The organism is Acinetobacter sp. AOR41_HL, assembly GCF_027854645.1.
Lineage (GTDB): Bacteria > Pseudomonadota > Gammaproteobacteria > Pseudomonadales > Moraxellaceae > Acinetobacter > Acinetobacter nosocomialis.
The window spans coordinates 111,245-135,670 of the sequence record NZ_JAKTHZ010000012.1 but is presented as its reverse complement, the minus strand read 5'-3'; the positions used below and the strand labels follow the sequence as shown (position 1 = coordinate 135,670).

General features: G+C 41.4%; 9 protein-coding genes and 4 pseudogenes. 9 read left to right on the top strand and 4 right to left on the bottom strand.

Annotated features, from left to right (window positions below; translation table 11 throughout):
• Positions 1 to 34 precede the first annotated feature (34 nt).
• The 3 genes and pseudogenes from MKL35_RS03885 to MKL35_RS03875 all read right to left on the bottom strand — a co-directional run.
• Positions 35 to 1,243 carry an IS256-like element ISAba26 family transposase gene (locus tag MKL35_RS03885; RefSeq protein ID WP_000343018.1) on the bottom strand — a complete coding sequence of 403 codons (1,209 nt, stop codon included), beginning with the start codon at positions 1,241 to 1,243 and terminating at the stop codon, positions 35 to 37.
• Between the two features lie 51 nt (positions 1,244 to 1,294).
• Complete coding sequence (locus tag MKL35_RS03880; RefSeq protein WP_442866760.1) at positions 1,295 to 1,561, bottom strand: hypothetical protein; 267 nt, start codon at positions 1,559 to 1,561, stop codon at positions 1,295 to 1,297.
• Between the two features lie 513 nt (positions 1,562 to 2,074).
• Positions 2,075 to 2,745 (bottom strand): annotated as a pseudogene (locus MKL35_RS03875) (IS3 family transposase); the annotation flags it as partial.
• Between the two features lie 507 nt (positions 2,746 to 3,252).
• Here MKL35_RS03875 and MKL35_RS03870 point away from each other — a divergent pair.
• The 8 genes and pseudogenes from MKL35_RS03870 to MKL35_RS03835 form a co-directional block, all read left to right on the top strand.
• Positions 3,253 to 5,931: a DUF11 domain-containing protein gene (locus MKL35_RS03870; RefSeq protein ID WP_039250502.1), complete on the top strand. Its 2,679-nt coding sequence runs from the start codon at positions 3,253 to 3,255 to the stop codon at positions 5,929 to 5,931.
• A gap of 19 nt (positions 5,932 to 5,950) precedes the next feature.
• A complete protein-coding gene (locus tag MKL35_RS03865) occupies positions 5,951 to 8,617 on the top strand; it encodes an isopeptide-forming domain-containing fimbrial protein (RefSeq protein WP_039250478.1) in 2,667 nt (888 codons plus the stop codon).
• Complete coding sequence (locus MKL35_RS03860) at positions 8,604 to 12,587, top strand: prealbumin-like fold domain-containing protein (RefSeq protein ID WP_270912864.1); 3,984 nt, start codon at positions 8,604 to 8,606, stop codon at positions 12,585 to 12,587. Before MKL35_RS03865 ends, MKL35_RS03860 begins: the two co-directional genes overlap by 14 nt.
• Positions 12,588 to 12,814: 227 nt before the next feature.
• A complete protein-coding gene (locus tag MKL35_RS03855; RefSeq protein WP_032059496.1) occupies positions 12,815 to 13,309 on the top strand; it encodes a repeat protein in 495 nt (164 codons plus the stop codon).
• A gap of 29 nt (positions 13,310 to 13,338) precedes the next feature.
• The gene (locus MKL35_RS03850) at positions 13,339 to 16,050 is read left to right on the top strand and encodes a beta strand repeat-containing protein (protein ID WP_000071218.1); all 2,712 of its coding nucleotides are present in this window, start codon (positions 13,339 to 13,341) and stop codon (positions 16,048 to 16,050) included.
• Between the two features lie 121 nt (positions 16,051 to 16,171).
• The gene (locus MKL35_RS03845) at positions 16,172 to 22,264 is read left to right on the top strand and encodes an SdrD B-like domain-containing protein (RefSeq protein ID WP_039250482.1); all 6,093 of its coding nucleotides are present in this window, start codon (positions 16,172 to 16,174) and stop codon (positions 22,262 to 22,264) included.
• A 2-nt stretch (positions 22,265 to 22,266) separates the two neighbouring features.
• Positions 22,267 to 23,343 carry an OmpA family protein gene (locus MKL35_RS19375; protein WP_017403325.1) on the top strand — a complete coding sequence of 359 codons (1,077 nt, stop codon included), beginning with the start codon at positions 22,267 to 22,269 and terminating at the stop codon, positions 23,341 to 23,343.
• Positions 23,312 to 23,440 (top strand): annotated as a pseudogene (locus MKL35_RS03835) (transposase); the annotation flags it as partial. The gene MKL35_RS19375 and the pseudogene MKL35_RS03835, both read left to right, overlap by 32 nt.
• 4 nt (positions 23,441 to 23,444) lie before the next feature.
• Here the strand turns inward: MKL35_RS03835 and MKL35_RS03830 are convergent.
• Positions 23,445 to 23,762: pseudogene (locus tag MKL35_RS03830) on the bottom strand (integrase core domain-containing protein); the annotation flags it as partial.
• 87 nt (positions 23,763 to 23,849) lie between these two features.
• Here MKL35_RS03830 and MKL35_RS03825 point away from each other — a divergent pair.
• Positions 23,850 to 24,180: pseudogene (locus MKL35_RS03825) on the top strand (transposase).
• Positions 24,181 to 24,426 lie beyond the last annotated feature (246 nt).

The following is a 24,426-nucleotide window of genomic DNA, read 5'->3' as shown; positions in this document are numbered from 1 at the left end:
GAGCCTGTAAATTATTTTGTGTAAGTTCCATTTTTTATAAATGATCTTTTAATCGATCATCGAACTGAATCGTAAACCAATTCATTGCTAAACGCCAATTTTGAATTGGCATCGTCCATTTCTTCGCAGCATTTGATGTTGCTAAGTAAATGACCTTCTTTACTGAGTCATCAGATGAAAAGATTTTCCTTTTCTTCGTTGAATGGCGTATTACGCTATTCAACGACTCAATCGCATTTGTTGTATAAATTGCATGACGTATTTCGGCTGGATAGCTAAAGATCGTTCGGATATTTTCCCAATTGGCCCGCCAGGATTCTCCAATTTTGGGATACTGGTGATTCCATTGATCACAGAAGATGTCTAGGGATTTTAAAGCATTTTCCTCTGTACTTGCCTGATAAATCGCTTTCAGACCCGACGTAACAGCTTTGTAGTCTTTCCAGCTTACAAATCTCAGGCTATTGCGTACAACATGCACGATACACAGTTGAATATCAGTATGAGGGTAAACAGAGGCTATCGCGTCAGGGAAGCCTTTTAATCCATCTACACAGGCAACAAGAATGTCCTGTACTCCTCGATTTTTTAGCTCTGTCATGACTGACAGCCAGAATTTGGCACCTTCTGTCTGAGCAATCCACATACCCAGTAATTCTTTTTGCCCATCCATATTGATGCCTAAAGCAAGGTATACGGACTTGTTAATCACATTGGAGTGCTGACGGACTTTGACAACAATACAGTCAAGATAGACAACAGGATAAAGGCTATCTAAGGCTCTATTTTGCCACTCAGTCACTTGCTCAATCACAGCATCGGTAACTTTGCTGATGAGAGATGCTGACACATCGGCATCGTACATTTCTTTGAAGAAGGCTACAATTTCCCTATTAGTCATTCCTTTTGCATACAGTGAGAGGATTTGGTCATCCATACTGGTGATGCGTGTTTGGTGCTTTTTTATAATTTGTGGCTCAAATGAACCTTCTCGATCACGGGGAATATCTAAAGCCAGTTGTCCATCTTGAGTTGTAATGGTTTTAGAACTAAACCCATTACGGCTATTTGAGCCTTTCTTGGGCTGATGCTTTTCATAACCGAGATGGTCTGAAAGTTCAGTATTGAGTGCAGTTTCAATCATGAATTTTTTAAAGACTGCTGTCATTTGGTTTAAGTCTTCTGGTGTTTTTAGACCTTTAGCCAATTCGGCAGCCATACTTTTGATTGTTGCTTCATCCATGTGAAGTACCTTTTGTAATTATCCTCTGAAGGATAAATGAAAATTAAGTACTTACACAAAATTTAGAACAGTCCCTACTGTCGGAATACCCAACATACGTACGCCACCTGATTTCTTTGGAATCGGCACACCCTTGATTGGCGGTGGAAAATAACTGCCTGAACAAAGTCGATTCCATAGCTTATACAGGTTACCTTTTAAATGGTTTTCGAATTGCTCAATAGATTCATGGTCGACGCCTGAGGCGCCACCATTCTCTTTGACTTTTTTGAATGCCTCCCAAATTAACGCTTTAGGAATGTTAAATGGTTTGGTCATAAAGCCTTGTTCCTCCTGCTTGTACAGTTGACAAGACCGCAGACCGGGATAATGCAGCCCCTTCGCTCCATTACTATTACGGTAACTTCAACACTACTACGAGCTGCTCCGCCCCTTGGTGGCGCATTGCTATTGTCGGCCTTGCCTTTTGAGCTTGTGCCTTTCGCTTGACATCGCCACCGAAGGTTCCCACAGTTCAGCATAAGAGCCTGAATTAGGATCGCGCTGCCTCTACGCCGGACACCGAATGGCCCGTAAGCAGGTAACGGCCAAACTAATCGCGGGGCAACATCCATCCCCGGTTTTGATGTCATTTGAGTACTTTCGACACTTGAACGGCAGTTCACTGTTGTTCGCCTTCCTAATTCTTACCTGACGCCTTTACAACGCCTTTTCCATAACGCTCACGACCGGGACTTTTGATCCAAGCCGCTTATGGTGGTTTGCTACCTGCTCCTGCAAGCCGATAGCGAGGGGCCATACCCTCATCTCTTACGCCGCTTGCTGCGGCACACTAATATCCGTTGTCCAGATCTTATTGGGTTCATTGACCGTAAATTGACGATCCAACAAGTTGGGTGCTGTAGGCAAACGATGGTTTGAATCAGTCGTATGCTTGTATTTACGTGCAATCCTGCTACGTAAACCAAGCTTTTTTAGCATCCTTCCAATAGTACGTTCGCTCATGTTGTAATCTAAATCATGCATGTCATGTACTAATGAAGGTGCCCCCAATCGTGCATGATGCTGCCAATATACGGCTTTTAAGTCATTATATTTCTGTGCTGGATTGGCTTGACGTTTTCGCCAGGCATAATAGCCTGAAGTGCTGACACCTAGGTATTTACAGGCAGAAGATACGGTGACTTCATTCATATCTAGATCTTGAATTACCGTGTACTTTTCTAGGCATGATCTGTTAGAAAGTACACATGCGCTTTTTTTAAGATGTCATTGGCTTCCTTGAGCTGTTTGACTTCTTTCTCTAATTCCAAGATCCGCTGTTGTTCTGGTGAAAGTTGACGTTTGCTTGAACCCACTGGATTGGCTTCACGAATCCATTTGTCTAAAGTTGAATAACCCACACCTAATTTCTGGGCGATTGCAGCTATAGGCTCGTGTGAGTTTGAAAGTGCATAATCAATCGCTTGCTGTTTAAATTCAGGACTAAAACGTTTAGCCATTTCTTGAATCTCCAAAGATTAAAGTTAGGTTATCTTTAGACGGAAGTGCTGTCCATTATTTTGTCTAGGATCAAACAAAACCTAGCCCAATCTTCCATCAAACCTTTCCTTTTTTCCAGATAAGACCCCATAAATAGAAATCTATATTGAGGCAGTTTTTACTTTTGCAGGAGGTCTAATGATTGATATGACATTTTTATGCAGTGAATGTTTGTTTTATGCTTCAAACTGACAGTATTCATCTAGGTCATTTTCTGTGTTGAAAGAGATAAAATATTTGCTTTTATTGTGATAGGATTCTTCTAAACTTTAACTTAAAATCGGAATTTAATAATAAATAGTGTGTTTTTGGTCTCTGATTTAAAATTAAGTGAGTGTTGGTTGGTTTTTTTGATAAAAACCAATAGACTTGCTACATTTTTGTATGAAAAGTTGGCTTTCTGTAGTATTTTGGTTAAAAAATCATCAACAAGAATTTATTTTTATGATTTTAGTGGGTTATTGGATATGGTAAGTCGATTCAAGGGAAGTGTTATTTCACGAGTTTCTTTTGCCTGCTGTCTTAGTTTATTTATTTTTACTTATAGCCCTGTGGTTTTTGCTCAACCCAAGGCGGGAAGCAGCATTACTAACATAGCGAGTGGTGACTTTTATGATGAGCAAGGCAACTTGCAAGTCATCAACTCCAATCCCGTTATCCTCACAGTTCAGCCTATTTACTCATTGAGCCTGCAAAGCAATCAGCAGAATATCGGAACTATTGGCAGTAAACTCAATTTTCCTCATGTACTCACCAATACGGGAAATATTGCTGATAGCTATAAAATTACACTGAATCAACTTACAAATGACCAGTTTGATCTAGAAAATATCGCAGTTTATGCGGATCGGGATCAAAATGGTGAGCCTGATGACAATAATAATTTACTCAATAATGCAATTCTGAATTTAGAAGCAGGTGAGTCTGTGGCTGTGGTTGTGGTGGGAAGTATTCCAGTCAACAGCATTAGCGCAGGTCATGTTGCAAACTTTACTTTAACTTCAACCAGTCAACTTGATTCAGGTAATGTGTCTGCCACTGTCTCAGATGTTGCAAAAGTGGTTGATGATGCGGTTATTCAGGTCACAAAATCTCAAAATATCAGTACAGGTAAAACAGGCACAGAAGTTACCTATACATTTACCTATAACAATACGGGGACTGCACTAGGTCAACTATTTGTCCGTGATACTTTGCCGAGCAGTGTAAGTTACCAAGCTGGAACAGCTATTTGGAATAATGGCGCAAGTACATTAACAGATGTAGATAATGACAATGAAGCAGGCAGTACTGCTGAGTCAGTTATGAACTATAAATATGAGGGTGGTGAGGTGGAATTTAAACTCACAGGCATTACTGCGTTAAGCAAAGGTACATTTAGTTTTAAGGTAAAAGTTAATCCAAATGCAGCGGAAAAAATCAATAACACTGCTAACTATAAACAGTATAAAAATAATACAACTACCTTGTTAAAAGATACATCAACCAATACCGTTATTTTTACAGTTCAGCAAACCTTAGGGGTGATACTGAATAACTCTTCTGTTGGAAATACTGATGGAGGAACGAATGACTTGCTCACCAAATCAAACACATTTACTGGTGCAGCCAAAGAAATCCAGTTTGATAATTATGTTTGGAATACAGGACAGGCGACAGACAGCTATAATTTAAACATTACAAAAAGTGCAAATGTCCCAAGTTGTGCAGTCACACGCTTATACCAGTCCGATGGGCGTACTTTACTGACAGATAGTAATGCTGACGGTATTATTGATACAGGTTCGATGGCAGCAGGCGCATCGAAAAAAATTGTGCTTGGTGTTTATTTCCCTGCCAATTGTGTTACAGCGACTAATGAAATACTAGATTTTGATGTTAAGGCAACTTCAGTTACAGATACAGCAATTACCAATAGTACTCGTAATCGATTAAACAATACCAATACCGCAGGTTCTAGTGACTTGTACAATAATGATAGTTCAGGAACTGGTATAGGTGCTGTTACATCACCTGGTGGACAGGCATGGGTAAATAAATCAGCAGTTAGGGGTGGAACAGCCGTATTTCCTTTGGTTGTAGAGAATAAGAGTACGGTAACGAATAGCTATAATTTATATGCTTCGGTTGCTGAAATTGATGTCAATAATATCAGTACCAGTTTGCCTGCCCAGTGGATAGTGAAATTCTATGATACGAGTGATGATTGCCAAAGCCTAGGAAATGTAATCAGCAGTACTGGCAATGTAGCAGCGGGTGCAACCAAAAAATATTGTGCTGTTGTCACTGTTCCCACTAATACAGACTTGGCTAATCTTCCTATTTGGTTTGCGATAAAATCCCCAATGAATGCACAGGCGGATAGTATTAAGGACCAAGTTGATATTATCCAGAGACAAATGACACTGGCAAATGATCGGCAGGGTCGGGTCAATATTGGTGGCACAGTTGTCTATCTACATACCTTAAAGAATACAGGAACTGTGGTTGAGGGGAATGCAGTAGGCCAGATCACGTTTAGTGTTATTCCGCAAAACCCAAATGATACCTTTACTTATACTTTGTATCATGATGCCAATAATAATGGCGTGATTGATGCAACTGATCCACTCATTAATGACTTATCTACGGTTACGGGTGGTTTAGCGCCGCAAGCTTCAATTCAACTTCTCTTAAAAGTCCAGGCACCAACAACGGCAACCAATGGTATGTCTAGTGTGGCGAATATTGTGGTGAAAGCAAACAATACCATTCAGGGGCTGACCTTGGATGATTTACAAAACACTGACTTGACCACGGTAGATCCAACCCAGTTACGTTTGACCAAAGAGCAGGCGAAAGATGAAAACTGTGCCTTAACTTTAGCTACGGTAAGCAGTGCAACCTATGGAAGCACACCACTTCAAGTAAAACCAAATCAATGTGTGAGCTATCGTTTAACCATTAAAAATGAGGGCGCCACCCCAGCTAGTAATATTGTGATTAATGATATTGTGCCTGCTTACAGCCAATTACGTAGTGGTTTACCACCATCTATTAGTCAAGGCACAATCGCTGTAAATAACGATCAAATTGCAGGCAGTGTGGGATCGCTTACACCACAAGGGCAGGCTTCCATGTACTTTTCTATTCGGGTAAGCCCATAAACAGAGCGGATATTAGAGCATGAAGATGATCAATACACTAAATAATAACCGCCCAAAACTGTTTAATTGGGTCTTGACCTTGCTGTGCGTGTTGATGGTCCAGCAATCGGCCTGGGCTGCAACCAACTCGATCATCAGTAACATGGCAGTTGGTGAATATAGCGAAGAGGGCTCAACGGTTGTACAGGTGGCGCGTTCAAATCTTGTCCAAACCACGATTTTGCCTGTGTACTCATTAAATTTGGTGGCAGCCAATAACAAAACAGTAGTGGCGGGACAGACAGTTTATTTTAACCATATCTTAACCAACACCAGTAATGAGACAGATCAATATACTTTCACTGTAAGCAATAATCCCACTGGTGATGATTTTGATTTTGTGAATAGTAGCCTGATGGTTTATCTGGATGCCAATAATGATGGTATTCCCGATGGATCAGCGATTACAGGTTATACATTGGGTGCAGGTCGGTCAGTTGGACTAATTGTTGCAGCAAGCATACCGAATACGATTACCACAGGAAAAGTTGCAAATTTAACTTTGATGGTGACATCTGCGAATGGCGCGAGTGGAACAAATAGCAATGTTGACAAGGCAACTGTAACTGACCAGTCAACTCTGGTGGTGCGTAAAAAATTCTCTCAAATCACTGCTGCAAATGGTGATGTGGTCACCATACGTCTGGATTATCAAAATCCAACAAACACAATTGTACCAACGGCAACCTTGACTGACACGTTAGGAAGCAATTTAACCTATGAAGTAAATACTGGTAAATGGAATGGCGTAACTGTATATGATGCAGTGGGGGGAACAGCCGATCCAACAGGAATTAATTATAGTGTCACCTCGAATGTTGTTACCGCAACCCTAACCAATATTCCAGCGAATACGATTGGCTATATCGAATTTAATGTAAAAATTAATAAAAGCATTGCAGGGAAAATTGAGAACGTCATTAATGTAACAGGGCTAACGACAGACACAAGTAATACAGCAGTTGTAAATGTTGCTCCAGTCTATGCTGTCAAAATGAATGGTAGTGCAAGCAACGTCAGTGATAATACCAATACCATTACGGCCAGTGCGGTTCCCCAGGGTGGTGAACTTAAATTTACCAACTATGTCTGGAATATAGGGAATACCACAGATCGTTTTAACCTCACTTTAACTAACAGTACATTTCCGACAGGTAGCCAAATTGAATTTTATCGTGCAGATGGCGTAACCCCTTTATTAGATAGCAATGGAGATGGTATTCCTGATACAGGTTTATTATCCGCAGGCGTAAATTTACCAATCGTTGTTAAAGTACGTTTACCTAGTAGTTATGCTGTAACGACTGATACGACATTCGAAGTTTCACCTCAAGCTCAGTCTTTAGGTGATATTAGCAAAACGAGTTTGATTAAAGATCAGGGTAATTTACTTGCCACAACGGTAGCACGTTTAGTTGATTTGACGAATAGTCCTGAAAACAATGGTTTGGGTAATGGGAATGTTAATAATGCTGGTAATCCGTGGAAAACCGTGATTGCCGCAACAAGTACCAATCCTGTTGCGGGTGGGCAAGCAATATTTCCATTAAAAGTGAGCCATACTGGTATTGGAACTGAATATTTACTTAGTGCGAACTCGACGAGTAATTTTACAAGCTTAACTTTGCCTAATGGCGTGAACCGTGTTCGTTTTTATGTTTCTGGAAATGGTTCAAACTGTAATGTCATGGGTAGCGAAACAGGTAAAACCATCTATCTGAATAATGGTGAGAGTCAGTTAATCTGTGCTGTTGTTGAAGTGGATCAATTGAACAGTAGTGTAACTACACCGATCTATTTCCGCGCTCTTTCTACAAGTTTTGTAAGTGGTAATAATAGTAGTAATCCGAGCCAAGATATTATTATGGATGCGATTACTATTCAAAGTGTCAATTCTGTAGCTAAAGTAGAATTCACGCCAAATTTTCGTGGACAAGTCTCGCCATTAGGCACCGTCATTTATAGTCATCTTTTAACCAATAATACTGATGTTGATTATACAGGTAACTATAGTTTTCTTTCGAATAACGATCAGGTTGAGTTTAACAGCACTCTTTTCTATGACGTAAATGGAAATGGTGTTTTTGATGCTGGGGATTTGGTGATGAGAAGTTTAGCTGACTTGCCAGGTGGAAAATTAGCAGCACATACACAAGTCAAATTATTGCTTCAGGTTAAAAATCTTGTAGCAAATAATATTGCCCAAGCGAATACCACCACGATTAATTTAACGAATAATGCCAATGGTCAAGTTTTGGCATCAATTACTGATGTAACTACAGTGAATCAGAGACAATTGAAGTTGAGTAAGTTGCAAGCACGTGATTTTGATTGTAATGGCACAGCTGATGAGTCCTATACAACAAATAGTCTCAATATCGGTAAACAAGCAAATGGCCAAGGTCAATGTGTTTTGTATAAGGTGATTTTAACCAATACAAGTGCTACTGCTATGAGTACTGCATTTACCTTTAGAGACATGACGCCTGCCTATACAGTTTTATCTCAATCGCCTATCTGCACATCATGTAGTAGTATGACGGCTCCTACAGTTGGTAATGCTGGCGCGGTTTCAGGAACATTAAATAGTGTGGCTGCAAACCAAAGTTATGAATTTAATTTCGGGGTGCGCTATGTGGGTCAGTAAGCAAAAAATGAAAAAGAATACCTCTAATTACAGCATGATGAATCATAAAGTTAGTTATATATATACTTTGGTTTTGTTTATCTTAAGTTGTTTGATGTGTAGCCAAAATGTATTGGCTGCACCGCCAACGATTGAGATTTTTTCAGGCTCAGGGTCTGGGCAGGGTCCAACAGCAGGGCCAGTTGTAACAACATTTAAGTTAAATGCCAACAATCCAAGTGATAACAATTATGTTGATTATGCGCCGCTTACTACTGCTACATATACGATAACCAATTCCGCTTTTAATTCGGCGTCTTATCAAGGATCTATTGGTACTAATAGACCTAATTTAATGATAGGTGGTGCGGGCACAGCTGCAACAGTAGAAGCAACCAATGTAATTCAACCCTTAGTATCGATTGGCAGTGGGCGAGATAATATGTTCGCTGCCTCATTACAAAACGCTCCAACTGGATGTACAAATGGCTCTGGGTGTTATAGTACCAATGGTGGTATTAGAGCAGGCAGCAGTTCATCTGATACTACTGCCAATTATGGCGTAGCAATGTTTATCAAGGCTACAGGTTTTGCAGCATTGAATGTATCGACTACAAACAGAGTTTATGTTGGTAGGGTTCAGGTTAATTTTAATAGACCTGTAACTAATCCTATATTGCAGGCAGCAGGGATGGGGGGGGCTGTTGTAGGCGGTTTAGGTTATAGTGCAGAATTTACATTGGTTAGTAGTAATTTAAGTTCACTACCAGTGCTTAGTCGCTTAGCTGGTAGTAAAGAATTATCAGTGATTGGTAATGATATTACGAATAATGCATCTACAAAGGGTGCAACAAGTGATCAAGGTGGAGCAAGCGGTAGTATTTATATTAAAGGTAAAGGAATTACAACTTTAGTTTTTGATATGTATATACGAGGTGATGGTAGAGGTACCTGGATAGATAGCGCCGCTGATTCATTCTTTTTTGGTATCTCAAGTATGGACGTTGATAGCGACATCGCTCTAGTTAAAGCTCAACGTGTAGGCAACACAGGAACATTCGTACGGACACAATTGGATAATGTTCCTGTTAATTCATTGATGCAATATCAATTAACTATTACCAATAATACGCCATCAGGTGCAACATTGGGTGGGACAGTTGTAAATTTACCTTTTAATGACACACTCCCAGTCAGTTTAAAAAATGTTTCTATTGTCGGAACACCAGCTACGACACAAGGTACAGGAGGTTCAAGCCCTGTTACTACTTCCTGTACTCCTACATTAACAGGCGATAATACCGCAGGCTGGAAAGTTTCGGGACTGTTTACAGGTGCAACAACAGCAACCTGTATAATCACGATTCAGGGTACAGCAACCGCAGCAGGTACGTTAACCAATACAGCAACGATAGAGTCAACCTCATCAAATACGCCAGTGAGTAGTTCTGTTAATGCCGTGATCGTTAACCCAACAGCAATTACACCAGACCCAGTTATCAAAGAAGCTCGTTTTACAATTACTTCTGATTTACCAACGATTGTACGAGGACGAGTTGGTACACAAACCATCAATATTAAAAATGAAGGGCCAGATAGTGCAACCAATCCAAAAGCAACCTATGTTGCAGCACCACAAACAGGAGTTAACGTCAGTTCTGTAAGTGTGATAGGTGGTTCAGCCTGTCTACAAAGTGGCAATAACTGGAATTGTGACCTTGGTAGTAGTATGGCAAATGGTGCAACGAAGCAATTATTGGTTACTTACGCCACGATGAGTAATGCGGTACTAGGAACTGCACAACAGGCAACAGTTAAAGCTTATAGTGATGAGTTTAACCCAGGTAGTGGTGTAGGAGAGACACTCTATAAAGTATGGGGAACTAATCAGCAAAATGAATACAGACCTAATGGTGCATTTTGGGTGGGTTATGAAGGAACTGGGGGAACTGCAAAAGTCGGTGATTTTGCTGATGAAGGCACACCAATCTTGAGTGCATGGCCATTGAACCAAGCCAGCCCAACAGGTGGATACTTAGTTTCTGGTAATAATGGTACGAGTGATTCAACTTATGGAGCATCAAGTACAACTGCTTCTGCAATGATTCAAAGAATTATTACCAACATGAGTTCGGATGCAAATGCAACAGTTCAACTAAATAACATTAGTGTTCCTGACATTGGGGATAACCGTAGAGCATGGGAGTTTACAACGGGCGTATACATTCCAACGTCACAAGCAGTCACTTTTTGTGTTGGAAATACAAGCGTTGGTGTGGATGATGGTGCTTATATCATGGTTGATGGTGTTGCTGTAACGCTTGTAGATGGTTATGTACCTGGAGGCGTAATATCAACAGCAACTACTCTTAGTGCTGGTTATCACCGTATTAGCTATCGTATTGTTAACCGTAACACCTATTCTGCCGGAAGTGAGCTACCTCCGGGGGGTTATGGACCAATTGGTTTGTCTTTAAGTGGGAATTGTTCGACTGCAAACTATGACACAGTCACAGGTACAGGTGTTCCTGTCAGTATTCACATTATAGATGGTGCAAAAATTAAAATTGCTAAAAACTCTGTGAATGGGACGGGTACGTTTAACTATATTAATCTTAGCAATCTTGTAAATAATACAACAGCAGTTACCACGGATTCTGTAACTACAGTCACAGCAGGAACCACAGCAACCTCTGCACAACAGCTTTGGGCGCAAACATTGAATACAGATGTTTCTTTTACAGAAAGTACTTTAGCAGGATATGTCTTATCAGGTGTCAGCTGTGTAGATGCAAATAGCGGTGTAACAGGTAATACAGGTACTTTTTGGACGCGTGTAAATAATATTGTGACGATTCCCGCTGTTCGCATAAAAGAAGGCGCCGATATTACCTGTACTTTTACAAATACTAAGCTTATTTACGTTGATATTACTGGACGAGTATTTGTTGATAATAGCGGAACAACATTAGATGTGAGTAAAGCATATAATGGCATACAAGATGCAGGTGAAGTTGGGATTGCAAATAGTACAATTCGTTTGAATAACTGTAGTACTACACAATTAGCTTCAACAGTGACAAGTGCAAATGGTGATTATACTTTCTCAATTGAACAAAGCTTATTACCATCATCATTTTGTATTGTTCAGCAGAATTTACCTGAATATATTTCTGTCAGTGCCGATAGTATAACGGTAGCAAACACAAGTGCGACCAGCTATCCAAACAATAACTTTGCCGATGTTAAACTCAATGTACTTCTAACAGAAGATGGACAACATACCATTACCGCAGGTGAAGTGACTGATTATCCACACCGTTTAAGTACCCAGGCCCCTGTTTGGGTAACAAAGTTGGAACAAACCCAATCAAACTCAAACAATGATCAACCTTGGCAGGCATTGGTTTACCAAGACACCAACTGTAACGGTACCGTTGATACAGGTGAAACAGTGTTTGATCCAACAGCCTCAGGTACTGTGTTGTTGCAACCAAACACTGATATCTGTCTTGTACAACGTGTATTTGCACCGACCAATATTTTTGCTGGTGCACAGCATATTGGAACGCTACAGGCAAGCTATGCTGTGAGTGCATTAAACCTCACAGACCAGAAAACCCAACAACGTCAGGATGTGACACTTATTGGCAGTGCAGGATTAACACTGACAAAAAAAGTACGTGCAGTAACCAGCTGTTCTTCAACTCCATCTGATTCTTTAGGCTTTTTAGTGAATAACGAAGCCACAAAACAGCAAAATCTGGAGTATGAGATCACCTATAAAAATAATAGTGTGAAGAACCTACAGAATGTCAAAGTAAAAGATAGTTTACCAACTGGTACTAATTTTGGCAGTCTAAGTTGCGGCCTAACACCAAGTGGAAATACTTGTAATGCAACACGTTCTGGAGAAGTTCTTGAATGGACTTTAACAGGTTTGCTAAAACCATCAGCCACAGGAACTTTAAGATTTTGTGTTAGTCAGTAAACAGAACCTATCACAGATCGGTAGGTTGAAAAACATGCAAAGGGCTTCGGTGAGGAAAGATGGTATGGAAGTTGCTTTGGCTTGATGTAATGTAATTTTTTTTGTAAAAGTGTGAAGTAAATCAAATAAATTTGTTGATTATTGATATATTTTCATAAAAAATGGTTAACTTTTTTTTGGATGGTAAATGTAATGTTCAAAAATAAAAAAAGACGAGGAATAATTGAATGTCGTATTTGAACAATATGTACAAGAAATGTTTGCTTGGTACTGCGGTTCTTGTTTTGGCTGGAAGTGTATTCGCTGAGCCTAAAACGACAAAAGAGCCCGTTTCAGTAGAACTCAAAACTTTCCTGATCAGTGCAGGCACTGATGGGAAACCAACTTCAAAGCTGGTGACCAAGGTAAAACCCAATGATGTGATTGAGTATCGGGCAACCTATACCAATAACACCACTGGAAAAATCAAGAATCTGGCTGCGACTTTACCGATACCTGTAGAAACACAATTTTTGGCAAAGTCTCAGCCAGAAAATGCTGAAGCAAGTACTGATGGTACACATTTTGCCCCAATGCCTTTAAAACGCAAAGAGAGTAATCAAATGGTGAATGTACCACTGAAAGATTATCGTGCATTGCGTTGGACCATTGAGGAACTTCCTGCTGGAAAGTCTGTGACGGTTTCTGCTCAAACACGTGTAAATAGTGAAAAAACTAACTAATTGGCATTTTACATATAAGGGGTAAAATAATGTCAAACCGTCTACAACTCACACAGCTAGCGGCTTCTATTGCTTTGGTTGCAGGTAGCGCAGCTTTCATTTCATCTGCACATGCCGCTGCACCAGCCGCTGGTACAAATATCAGTAACATTGCATCTGCAAGCTATACTGATAGCACAGGAAACACTAAAACTGTATCTTCAAATATTGTGACCACCACAGTATTGCCAGTTGCAAGTTTCACGTTGATTGCTGACCGAACAGCAAATGCCAATGCCAACAACCAGGTTTCTTTATCACACACCTTAACCAACACGGGTAACGGTAGTGATACGTTCACGGTAAATGTGGCGGATGTTACCTCTGGTGACCAATATGACTTCAGTAATTTAAAAGTTTATCTTGATGCCAATAAGGATGGTGTTCCTGATAGCCAGACTCCTGTAACAAGTGTTACCTTGGCAGCAGGTGAGTCGGTGAACTTAATTGTTCAGGCAACCACTCCAACAACTGGTGCAGGTGGTGCTGCACTTTCTGCTGGTGATTTGGGTAAATTAACCATCACTGCACAAAGTACTTTAGACAATACACTCACAGCAACAAATACAGACACCGTTAAAATTACCAACGGTGCAGTGATTAGTGTGATTAAATCTGCCAGCGTAACGGCGATTGATGCGACCCAAGCTAGTCCAACCGCTCGTGAAGTTGAATATAAGTTGGTTTACCAAAACACAGGTAACACAACAGCAACTGATGTTACAGTTACGGACTTGTTACCTGCTGGTTTAACTTATGTTGCTAATTCTGCAAAACTTGCTGGCGTGGCACAAACTGATGGTGTTGATGCTGATGGTTATAAGTTTGTTGAAACCACTTCAGGATCAGGTAAAGGTACTGTAACCTTAACGATTCCAACTCTAGCACCGAACACTACAGGTACATTAACCTTTAAGGTTCGCGTAGATCAAAATACACCAGCAGGCGTGATCAGGAACACTGCATATGTTGACCCAGATGGTCCATCAGGTCCAGAAGGGGATACGCCGTCTAACCCGAATGACGTAAATATCTTAAGCATCAAAAAAGGTACAATCAATGATAACCAAAATGATGCTTACGCAGATGCGGAAAAAACTTCTGCAACCGCAAAAGATAACCAAATTGTCATTGCTTCAATCAAGCAGGGTGAAGTTGCTGAATTTAGCGCCACTGGTCAAGGTGGTGAACCAATCGTTATTCATAACACGGGTAATGTGAGTGAAGAATTTACAGTAAGTGTTGATAAAGGTACGGATGGGGCAGGTGGTTTACCAGCAGGCAGTATTGTTACCTTATATCAAGCTGATGGTGTAACACCATTTATTTCAACAGGCTCTATCCCAAGTGGTGGTACGTATAACCTTGTTGCAAAAGTAACATTACCTGCAAGTTATTCAACATCATCTGCTATTAAAGCCATTTTAACCACAAGTCCTAAGTCTGATGCAACCAAGACAGATAAATTGGACTTGGTAATTAGTCAGGTAACGCCTGCAACAGTTGACTTACATAATGGTGATGCTTCAAATACTACTGGTTCAGTGGCTGGCGCATCTGGTAAAGATACTGGTTTAGATATTGACGTTCGTAGCACTAAACCGAATCAGGCTGTGAATTTCCCACTTCAAATTGATAATTCTGGTGTAACAGGTGATAACTTCAATCTAGGTATTGATCCTGCACACGCATTACCAGCAGGCTGGGATGTCAAATTCTATGTGGCTGATGGTAGTGGCAACCCAACAGGCGCACCATTAACCAATACAGGTAATATTAATGGTGGCAGCAATATTAAACTTGTTGCTGTGGTAACGCCTCCTGCCAATGCGCCAGCTGGTGACCAACAAGTTTACTTCAAGGTTTCTTCGCCAGCGACAGGCTTAAGCGATGTGATGGTGGACAAGGTTACAGTTCAGGCAGACCGTAAGTTAAGCCTGCAAAATGACCGTATTGGTCAGGTTGCACCAGGTGGTACCGTTGTTTATAAACATACCTTAACCAATACAGGTAACATTGATGAAGGTGCAACAACAGGTAGCTTGCCATTTACCTTGACCAACGATCAGTCTGGTAATGGATGGGTAACAAGCTTGTTTATCGATGTGAATAACGACGGTAACATTGATGCAGGCGATACCTTGGTTACAGGTAATGATTTAGCAGCGGTAACAGGAGCGATTACACGTAATACCTCCGTGAACTTACTCATCAAGGTTCAGGCACCAAGCAATGCAACCCCTGGAACACCAAGCTCAGTTATCTTCACCATTAATCCAACAAGTGTGGGTGGTGTTGCACATGCAAGTATTTCTAATACTGACTTAACCACAGTGACTGAAGGTCAGGTGCGTCTGGTTAAGGATCAGGCTCTGGTTGATTGTACAACGGGTACAGGTGCAACTTATACACAGAATACTGTTAGTGCAAAACCAGGCGAATGTGTGAAATACCGTATTGTTGCGACCAATGAAGGTAATGCAACCGTAACGAATGTGGTGATTAGCGATAATACGCCGTCATACACTACCTTGAAAGCAATCACAAGTGTGTCTCCACTTGCAACAAGCGCAACATTACAAAACACAGCAAGTTATGTTGATGGCTATACAGGTACTGTTTCAGCAGAACAGTCGCCTTTAGCACCAAATGCAAGTGCGACATTAGAGTTTGTGATTAAAGTGAATCCACTTACACCATAAGCTTTATTCATTCACTTGAAATGAAAACAAATAATTAGAGATGTGAACATTTGCCTAGGCAGGTGTTCATCTCAAATAAATTTTTGAATTTTTTAGACTATTTAGTTGAAGGGTAAGCGCTGTGCTACAACAGAAGCAATCTAACGCATTCCATAACATGACATTCATGTTATCAACGTTGACAGTATCAATATTGTCAGCGCAGTACGGTTATGCAGCGAATATGCCTGAAGTGGGTAGCTCTATCCAAAATATCGCCTATGCAACTTATGTTGCACCCGATGGTAAATCCCAACAATCAGTTTCAAATACCGTAGAAATCAATGTTTCTGCTCTTTACGCAATTGCTTTAACTACTCCACCAGTTCAGGAAATTGAACCAAGTACCCGTGTTATTTGGGCAAATACCTTAGTCAACAATAGTAATGCGCCTGTCAATGTACAACTAGAAGCGTTAACAATAAATGAACTAAGCAACGTTAAAATTTATGTAGATACCAATAAAAACGGTCAATTCGACACCGATGATCAACAACTGACAACCAATGTTGCCTTGGCGGTAGGCCAGAGCGTTCATTTGTGGGTCGTTGCAACAGCAAGTGCCACATTGACTGAAAGTCAGCAGTTAAATTTACCTTTAAAAGCAACACTTGTTGAGGATAATAGTGTAATAGCAACGGCTACAGATAGTGCCATCAGCTATGGACCACAACTGGTTGCAACCAAAGAGGTTGTCCAGAAAACTTTTGAGCCATCAGCCAATGCCAGCTATGACCTTAACTATACTTTGGCCATAACCAATCAAGGTAAAAAAGCGGCAAAACCAGTGGATGTGATGATCGATGGTCAGGCACAGAAAATGGTGCTTTTAGTTGATGATCTGCCTGCCAATACAACATTTAAGTCTGCACAGTTAAAAAATACGCAGGCCAAGGTTTTGTATAAGCAAACAGGCAATAACTATACAACGACCTTGCCAAGTGATTTAAGCAAGGTTGATCAATTGGTGGTTGGCTTTCCACAAATTGAGGCTAATACAACTGAACAAGTCGATCTTACGGTTACAATGAATCGTAATATTGCCAAAACAACGGTTAAAAATACCTATAAAGTTTCGTATGCAACCACAAATAGCCAAAAAGAGGTATTGTCTAATCCTGCTTTCACCGTGGTAGGTGGTCTTGCAGTGATTAATAATAAATCTGGTGATTTCCAAAATGTCTTGACTACAGGCAGTGTGAATAAACCACTTTATCTTGAAGCGCAAAATGCCAGCTGTAATGCAGACCGTTATACTGCCGACAAGGTGAAAATTAAGATTAAATCAGCCAAGACAGGTGATCTTGAAGAAGTCATTGGGGTAGAAACTGGGCCGAATACAGGCGTATTCCATTACACGCTACCAACCGCATTTGCAGATGAAGGTATTGCTTATGATTCATTATTACAAACTGTCAAACGCGATCAAGTACAAGTTAGCCTGACGGACTGTCTGGATGCACAGGGTAATTCAACCCAGACATTTACCAATATTAGTACTCAGGTGCTTATTGACCCATATGGCACAGTGTTTGATGCCAAGACAGGTTTACCTGTGGCGGGAGCAACGGTCACTTTATTAGACCAGAATGGTCAGCCAATTGCGGACAATATTGCATACAAACTTGATGAGCAGACTGGAGAGCTGGTTACAATTCCAGCCAAGCAGATCACCAATAGCGAGGGTAAATTTATTTATCCCCTTGTTAAAGCAGGAACCTACAGTTTTGTTGTGGATACAACCACAATTCCTGGAAATACACGTTATAGCTTTGTCAGTGATAAATCTGTTTATCCAAGTTTCCCTGCGGATAAGGCTGTTGATCTGGAATGGTCTTATGCTGGCAAATTCACCTTAAATAATGGTGATCCAGCACTCAATATTGATATTCCAATTGATCCTGATTTGACTGTACCAACCTCGCCGTTATTTGTACAAAAGGTTGCGACCAATAAAAACTCGGAAATCGGTGAGTTTGAAGAATATACCGTGACGGTTGCCAATCGTGGCACGGTGGATTCCAAAGATGTTTCGATTACTGATACCTTGCCTAGAGGCTTTATCTATGTTCAGGGTTCTATGCGTATCGATGGCACCAAGGTTGCTGACCCATTAGGTGGAAAAGGTCCTTATTTGAAACTTGGTTTAGGTACACTGACTCCAAGTAAGGAAGTTAAGGTTCAGTATCGCGTCTATATTGGTCCAAATGCCTTGAATGGTGATGGCATTAACCGTGTTCGGGCAAAAGATGGTCAGGGAATCGAATCAAACGAAGCATCTGCAAAAGTAGAAGTAACTCCTGGCGCAATGATCTCTGATGGCTTTATTGTTGGTAAGATTTTTACTGACTGTAACCGTAATGGGGTACAGGATGCAGGTGAAGTCGGTGTGCCAGGTGTGCGTATTTACCTTGAAGATGGTAGCTATGTGGTGACTGACAGTGAAGGTAAATATGATTTTTATGGGATCAGTGCCAAAACCCACGTTCTAAAGGTTGACCGTACCAGTTTGCCAGTTGATTCTGAGTTGGTGTTAATTGGCAATCGTCAGGCAGGTGATCCAAATAGCCGTTTTGTGGATTTAAAACGTGGTGAACTACATCGTGCCGATTTTGCAATTGCCAATGGTACAGGACAATGTTCGCAAGCCTTATTGCAACAAATCGCAGAACGTAAAAAACGCATTGAACAGGACAACACCAATTTAGAACAGGTGTTACGTTCAGACCTTACCATTGATCCAGTTTTTTCCAAGATTACCGATGTTAAAGGTCAGCCAGCAAGTGGTTGTATCTCGGCACAGGGAATCAGGGCCAATTGTAACCTTGATTTTTCCAAGGAACAGGCTAAGGAACTGAAAGAGGTTACTTTTGAACCAGAAAAATCTGGCGTTGCTTCTTCAGTTGCCTTGCCACTGACTGAAACATTGGCAGCAACTGAGAGTGTGCCAGCCGAATCCACGCAAGCGGCGAAAATGCTTAGTCTGGAAACAGTGCTGGAAAATGCTGCCAATAATCAGCTCGAAATTATCAACTTAAAAGATGGGCAACTTCTTGGTTATGCCCAAACAGCGGTTCAGGTTAAGGGTGCTGCTGGCACAGAACTACAACTGTGGGTAAATGGCACACAGGTTTCTGAGAAACGCATTGGTAAACGTGCAATATTGCCTGACTTGCAGGTTGCAGGTCTGGATTTTATCGGTGTCGATCTTGCTGTGGGTAAGAACAGTATAGAAGTTCGTCAAGTCGACATGATGGGCAATATTCGCGATACCAAACAGGTTAATGTGGTTGTGCCTGACCAAATGGATAAGCTGTTACTTGAGTCAGCCAAAGTACAACCGCAAGCCAACGGTCGTGATTATTTCAATGTAACCATGAAAATTGTTGACCGTAATGGCACATTGGTTTCTACCAGAACTCCAGTTACGCTCGACAGCTCGATTGGTAAAATTGAGTTGACTGACCTGGACCCGAAACAACCTGGTATTCAGGTGTTTGTTGAGGGCGGTACACTTGTTGTGCCAATAAAGGCGCCAATTGAGGCGGGTGAAGGAACGCTGTCGGTTGAAAGTGGTATTTTTCATAGCAGTACACCAATACGTTTCTTACCTGATTTACGTCCGATCATTGCAGTTGGTTTGGTAGAAGGATCAATTAACTTTAAGAAATTTGACCCGAAACAGTTAAGCAATGTCGGTTCGCAGGATGGGTTTGAGGAAGAACTGCAAGAGATTTCATCATCGGACAATGGCAAAAGCAATGTCACAGGGCGTGCAGCCATGTTCCTGAAAGGGAAAGTCAAGGGTGAATATTTACTGACCCTTGCCTATGATTCTGACAAGGATAAAAACCAGCGCTTGTTCCGTGATATTCGTCCAGATGAATATTATCCAGTTTATGGTGACTCGGCGGCGAAAGGTTTTGATGCACAAACAACCAGTAAGCTCTACGTGCGTGTGGATAAAGGCCGTTCTTATGCCATGTATGGTGATTATGTCACACGTACTGAAAATGATGAGGGCCTGGCTTTAGGTCAATATAGCCGTTCATTAACAGGTGTTCGTGGGGCTGTCGAAACAGATCGCTATAAAGTCACGGCCTTTGCTGCGCAGACCAATACGCAACAGGTGACCAATGAACAGCGTGCTATGGGGATTTCAGGTCCGTATAGCATGGGTAATGTCAATACCGATGATGTGCTTGCCAACAGTGAAAAAGTTGAGGTGGTGACCCGTGACCGCGATAATCCAGGCCTGATCATTTCGCGTAGTACTTTGGCACGTTTTACTGATTATGAAGTGGATACCTTTAGCAACAGCATTTACTTAAAAGATCCTGTACCAAGTGTCGATGCTGACCTGAATCCAGTCTATCTACGTATTACAGTGGAATCTGAGCAGGGTGGGGATGAATACACGGTTGGTGGTGTGTCTGGTTCTGTAAAAGTCACAGATAAAGCCAAAGTAGGTGGTTCTTATGTGAAGAGTAATAATCCACTAACGCAGGACCAGTTGGCCAGTGTCAATACCGTGGTGAAATTTGCCGACAAGGGTAAATTGATTGCTGAGTTTGCCCGTTCTGAAAATATCAATGACGGTTTAAACTCTTTAACACAGATTAACACCACACCAGATGCAACTGGTAAATTATCGGGTAATGCTGCACGAGTTGAATTAAACTATTCTTATAAAGACTTGGAAATGAAAGTTTATCATAACCAAGCTGATAGAGAATTTTATAATACAGCGGCACCAATCACCGCTGGACGTAAGGAAAGTGGTATAAAAGGGCGTGCGCAACTGGGTAAGATCGGTTTGGCAAAACTGGAGGCCATCCGTACTGAAGATTTGCAAAGTGGTGTCAATCAGGGTGTTTCTGCCAGTATTGAACGTGCGATCAGCCGTATTGTGGCAGTTGAGCTGGGCCTGAAATATTATGATGAGTCTGAGAATCCAGCACTGTTGGGGGCTTCACAAACAGCGCCGTATCATGGTTTAACCGCACGTACAAAAATCACCACACAGCTTCCTTGGCAGGGTTCAAATGTTTTTGCTGAATATGAGCAGGATGTTTCCGAAGCTGAGCGTCGTAATTTTGCCTTGGGTGCGAATTACCAGATTAATTCAAAACTACGTGCCTATGGTCGCCATGAGTTGGTGTCCAGTATTCAGGGACTGTATGACCTAAATAACAATCAGCGTCGTAATGTCACAGTGTTTGGTCTGGACAGTAAATATAACAATAACGGTACGGCATTTAGTGAATATCGTGTTCGCGATGGCATCAGTGCGCGCGAAGCTGAAGCTGCAATCGGTTTACGTAACCGTTGGGAACTGGAAAAAGGCTTCTATGCAACCACCAGTTTTGAACAGGTGAAGTCATTGTCAAAAGCAGATACCGATAACCAAAATTCCGATAACACTGCTGCATCTTTAGGTGTGGAATATCTGGCCAATCCAAACTGGAAAGCTGTTGCGAGAATTGAAGCACGTTGGGCTGACCAGTCTGACACCATCCTGAATAATCTGGGGATTGCCTACAAATATTCCAATGACGTGACTTTATTGGCGAAAAATGTAGTTAGCCTGACTGATAGTAAGAATGAAAACAGTGGTGATCGCCTGGTTGATCGTTTCCAGGTGGGGGCTGCCTACCGTGACACTGAGCACAATCGTTTTGATGCGCTGACCAAGGTGGAATACCGCTATGACAGTAACAAGTCAGATTTAAATAATCCATACTTAAAGCATGTCTATATTTTTTCAAATCACTTGAATTATCATCCAAGTCGCGATATTACCCTTTCAGGCCAATATGCAGTTAAAAATGTGGACACAACGTTCTCTGGTTTGGAGTCAAGTGGTATGACACATATGCTCAGTGGTCGGGCAATGTATGACATCAATGAACGTTGGGATGCGGGTATTCATACAGGCGTGTTATGGTCGAACATGAGTTCGGGCCGCCGTGTTTTGGTTGGGGGGGAAGTGGGCTATTTGCTGGCTGCAAACCTCTGGTTATCAGGTGGTTATAACTTCTCTGGCTATAAAGATGATGATCTGGTGGATAGTGACACAACTCTTCAGGGCGCATATGTACGCTTTAGATTCAAGTTTGATGAGAACCTGTTTTCTCGCAACAATTCTACCGTGAACGCTTCAAGAGAACCATAAAGATGAAATATGTCACACCTGCCTTGCGTCAATTTTATCGTGGTGCTGCAACTGTTGTGGTTTGCTGGAGCGTGATGGTTTGGGCAAAAAATCCTGATCATTTGGCTGCACCTGTTATGGCGCAAGATTCTCCAGATACTACAGCCCAGTCAGGTATTTATAATTCAAAAGATCAACAGGTTGCTGCCTTGCAAACACGTCTCGTTCCTTTTTTGAATGAACAGGGAATTGAACGTTATCATGCTGTCAAAGCAGCCGCATGGTTGACTTATGCAGCCCATGAGGGAAGTGAAAAAAGTGCAACGGTTGCGCGAAAGGAGGCCCTTGCCCAGGCGGAAATGATTATAGTGGCATTAGAGCAAGGTCAGGCTAAGCAGTTAAGTTTAACCACACCGATTCTGTCTACCTCAAGTGTAATGCGTCGGGATTTATGGGCAAATACTGAATTATTGAAACAGCATGCAGGTTTTTCCTGTGCCCAGTCTCAGATTGCACAGGCAGAGGTGATGCTGGTCTGGGCAGCCGCTGAACATTGTGAGTTGGGCTGGCGACATTCACGGGAGCTGTTTTTATCAGCACAGCGCTTAATTGATCAGGCAAATAGTCGGGCGTTTAGTTGCAGTGCAGATGTTCCTCAACAGCTTCCGAAAATTAGTTATCCATCTTTACAGGAACTGAATGGCAGTGAGCAGGGATGTCATGGTGTGGTCGGAACATGGCCGATTTGGTCGCCACAACAAAAAACAGTCATCTCTGAAAATAGCCAGGTTGCTGATCAACCTGTGCCGGATGTTGTACATTTTGCTTTGGATCAGGCAGTTTTATCGCAAGATTCCATCAATGTGCTCAATCAGATCGTGAACTTCCTAACAGCACATCCAGCTTACACCTTGACACTGTATGGATTTACCAATCAGCAGGCAAATGAACAATATAATTTAAAATTGTCCTTGCGTCGTGCGCAGGCAGTATCTCAATATCTAACTCAGCAAGGTGTTGCCCTAAATCGTATTGCGACAGAGGCAAAAGGTAAGACCCAGCTGATTAAAAATGAAAACCCGTATCACACAAATGGATAGCCAAATCCTATCCCTATACACCAAAGGCATGACGACACGAGATATTGTTGCCACATTCAAGGAAATGTACGATGCGGACGTCTCCCCAACGCTTGTGTGATTCATAGAGATCGTTTCAATTTAGCGATCTCTAAATCCATCTTGTAATTGGCGTGTTGAATCCGTTCATTGGATGGGTTGTATTGCTTCTGGACCTCATCAGAGAAAGGGGTTTCTTCACATAATTCAAAGTACCTTTCCATCGGTGTTTTACCTTTCAAAGCTGAATGTGGTCTCATCCAGTTATAGTCATGCTGCCATTCGGCTAGCTTGTCTTGGATATCTTCAGAATTAATATCGACAGTAGCGTAGAACTCAGATTTATCAGTCTTTTGAGAACGCTCTACCTTGCCATTCAAATGAGGTGAACCTGGTTTATTTGTAAGCGTCCGCTGAACACACCTTCTGAATTCATCCTATAAGCCTTAATTTAGTCCCCACTTAGAAACAAGTGGGGACTTAAATTTATGACTACAAATAACCAGACATCCATCGCATCTCTTACGAAAAAACGAAGAACATACAGTGCTCAATTTAAACAGCAGATCGTTCAGGCTTGTAAAGCGCCGGACGTTTCAATTGCTTCAGTCGCTTTGCAACATGGATTGAATACAAATCTTGTATCCAAATGGATTCGCTTAATTGATGCTAAGCCAGGGGATGATCGTTCCCCCACTACCGAATAAACCTGCATTTATTGCCTTATCCTGTTCTGGACCATTAGATCCTACTCCTACTGACATATTAACGGTTCAAATTACTTTACCCCACTCAAAAGCAGAAATTGGCTTGAAATAGCAAGTATCAGAAATATCTGCTTTAGCAGAATTACTCAAGGCGCTTGCAACATGATCCGTATTAATGAAATCTGGATATCTACTCAGCCCGGCGGCTGGAACAGGGCAAATTTCACTGGGCTAAAGTTCACCTTGGTGAAACCGTGGCCCTCAGCCGAAATTTAACTATAATGAAAATTTGGCTGAATTATATGAATCACAAACCTTACAAAGATTGGATAATAAGCTAATAATTTTGGTAATATGA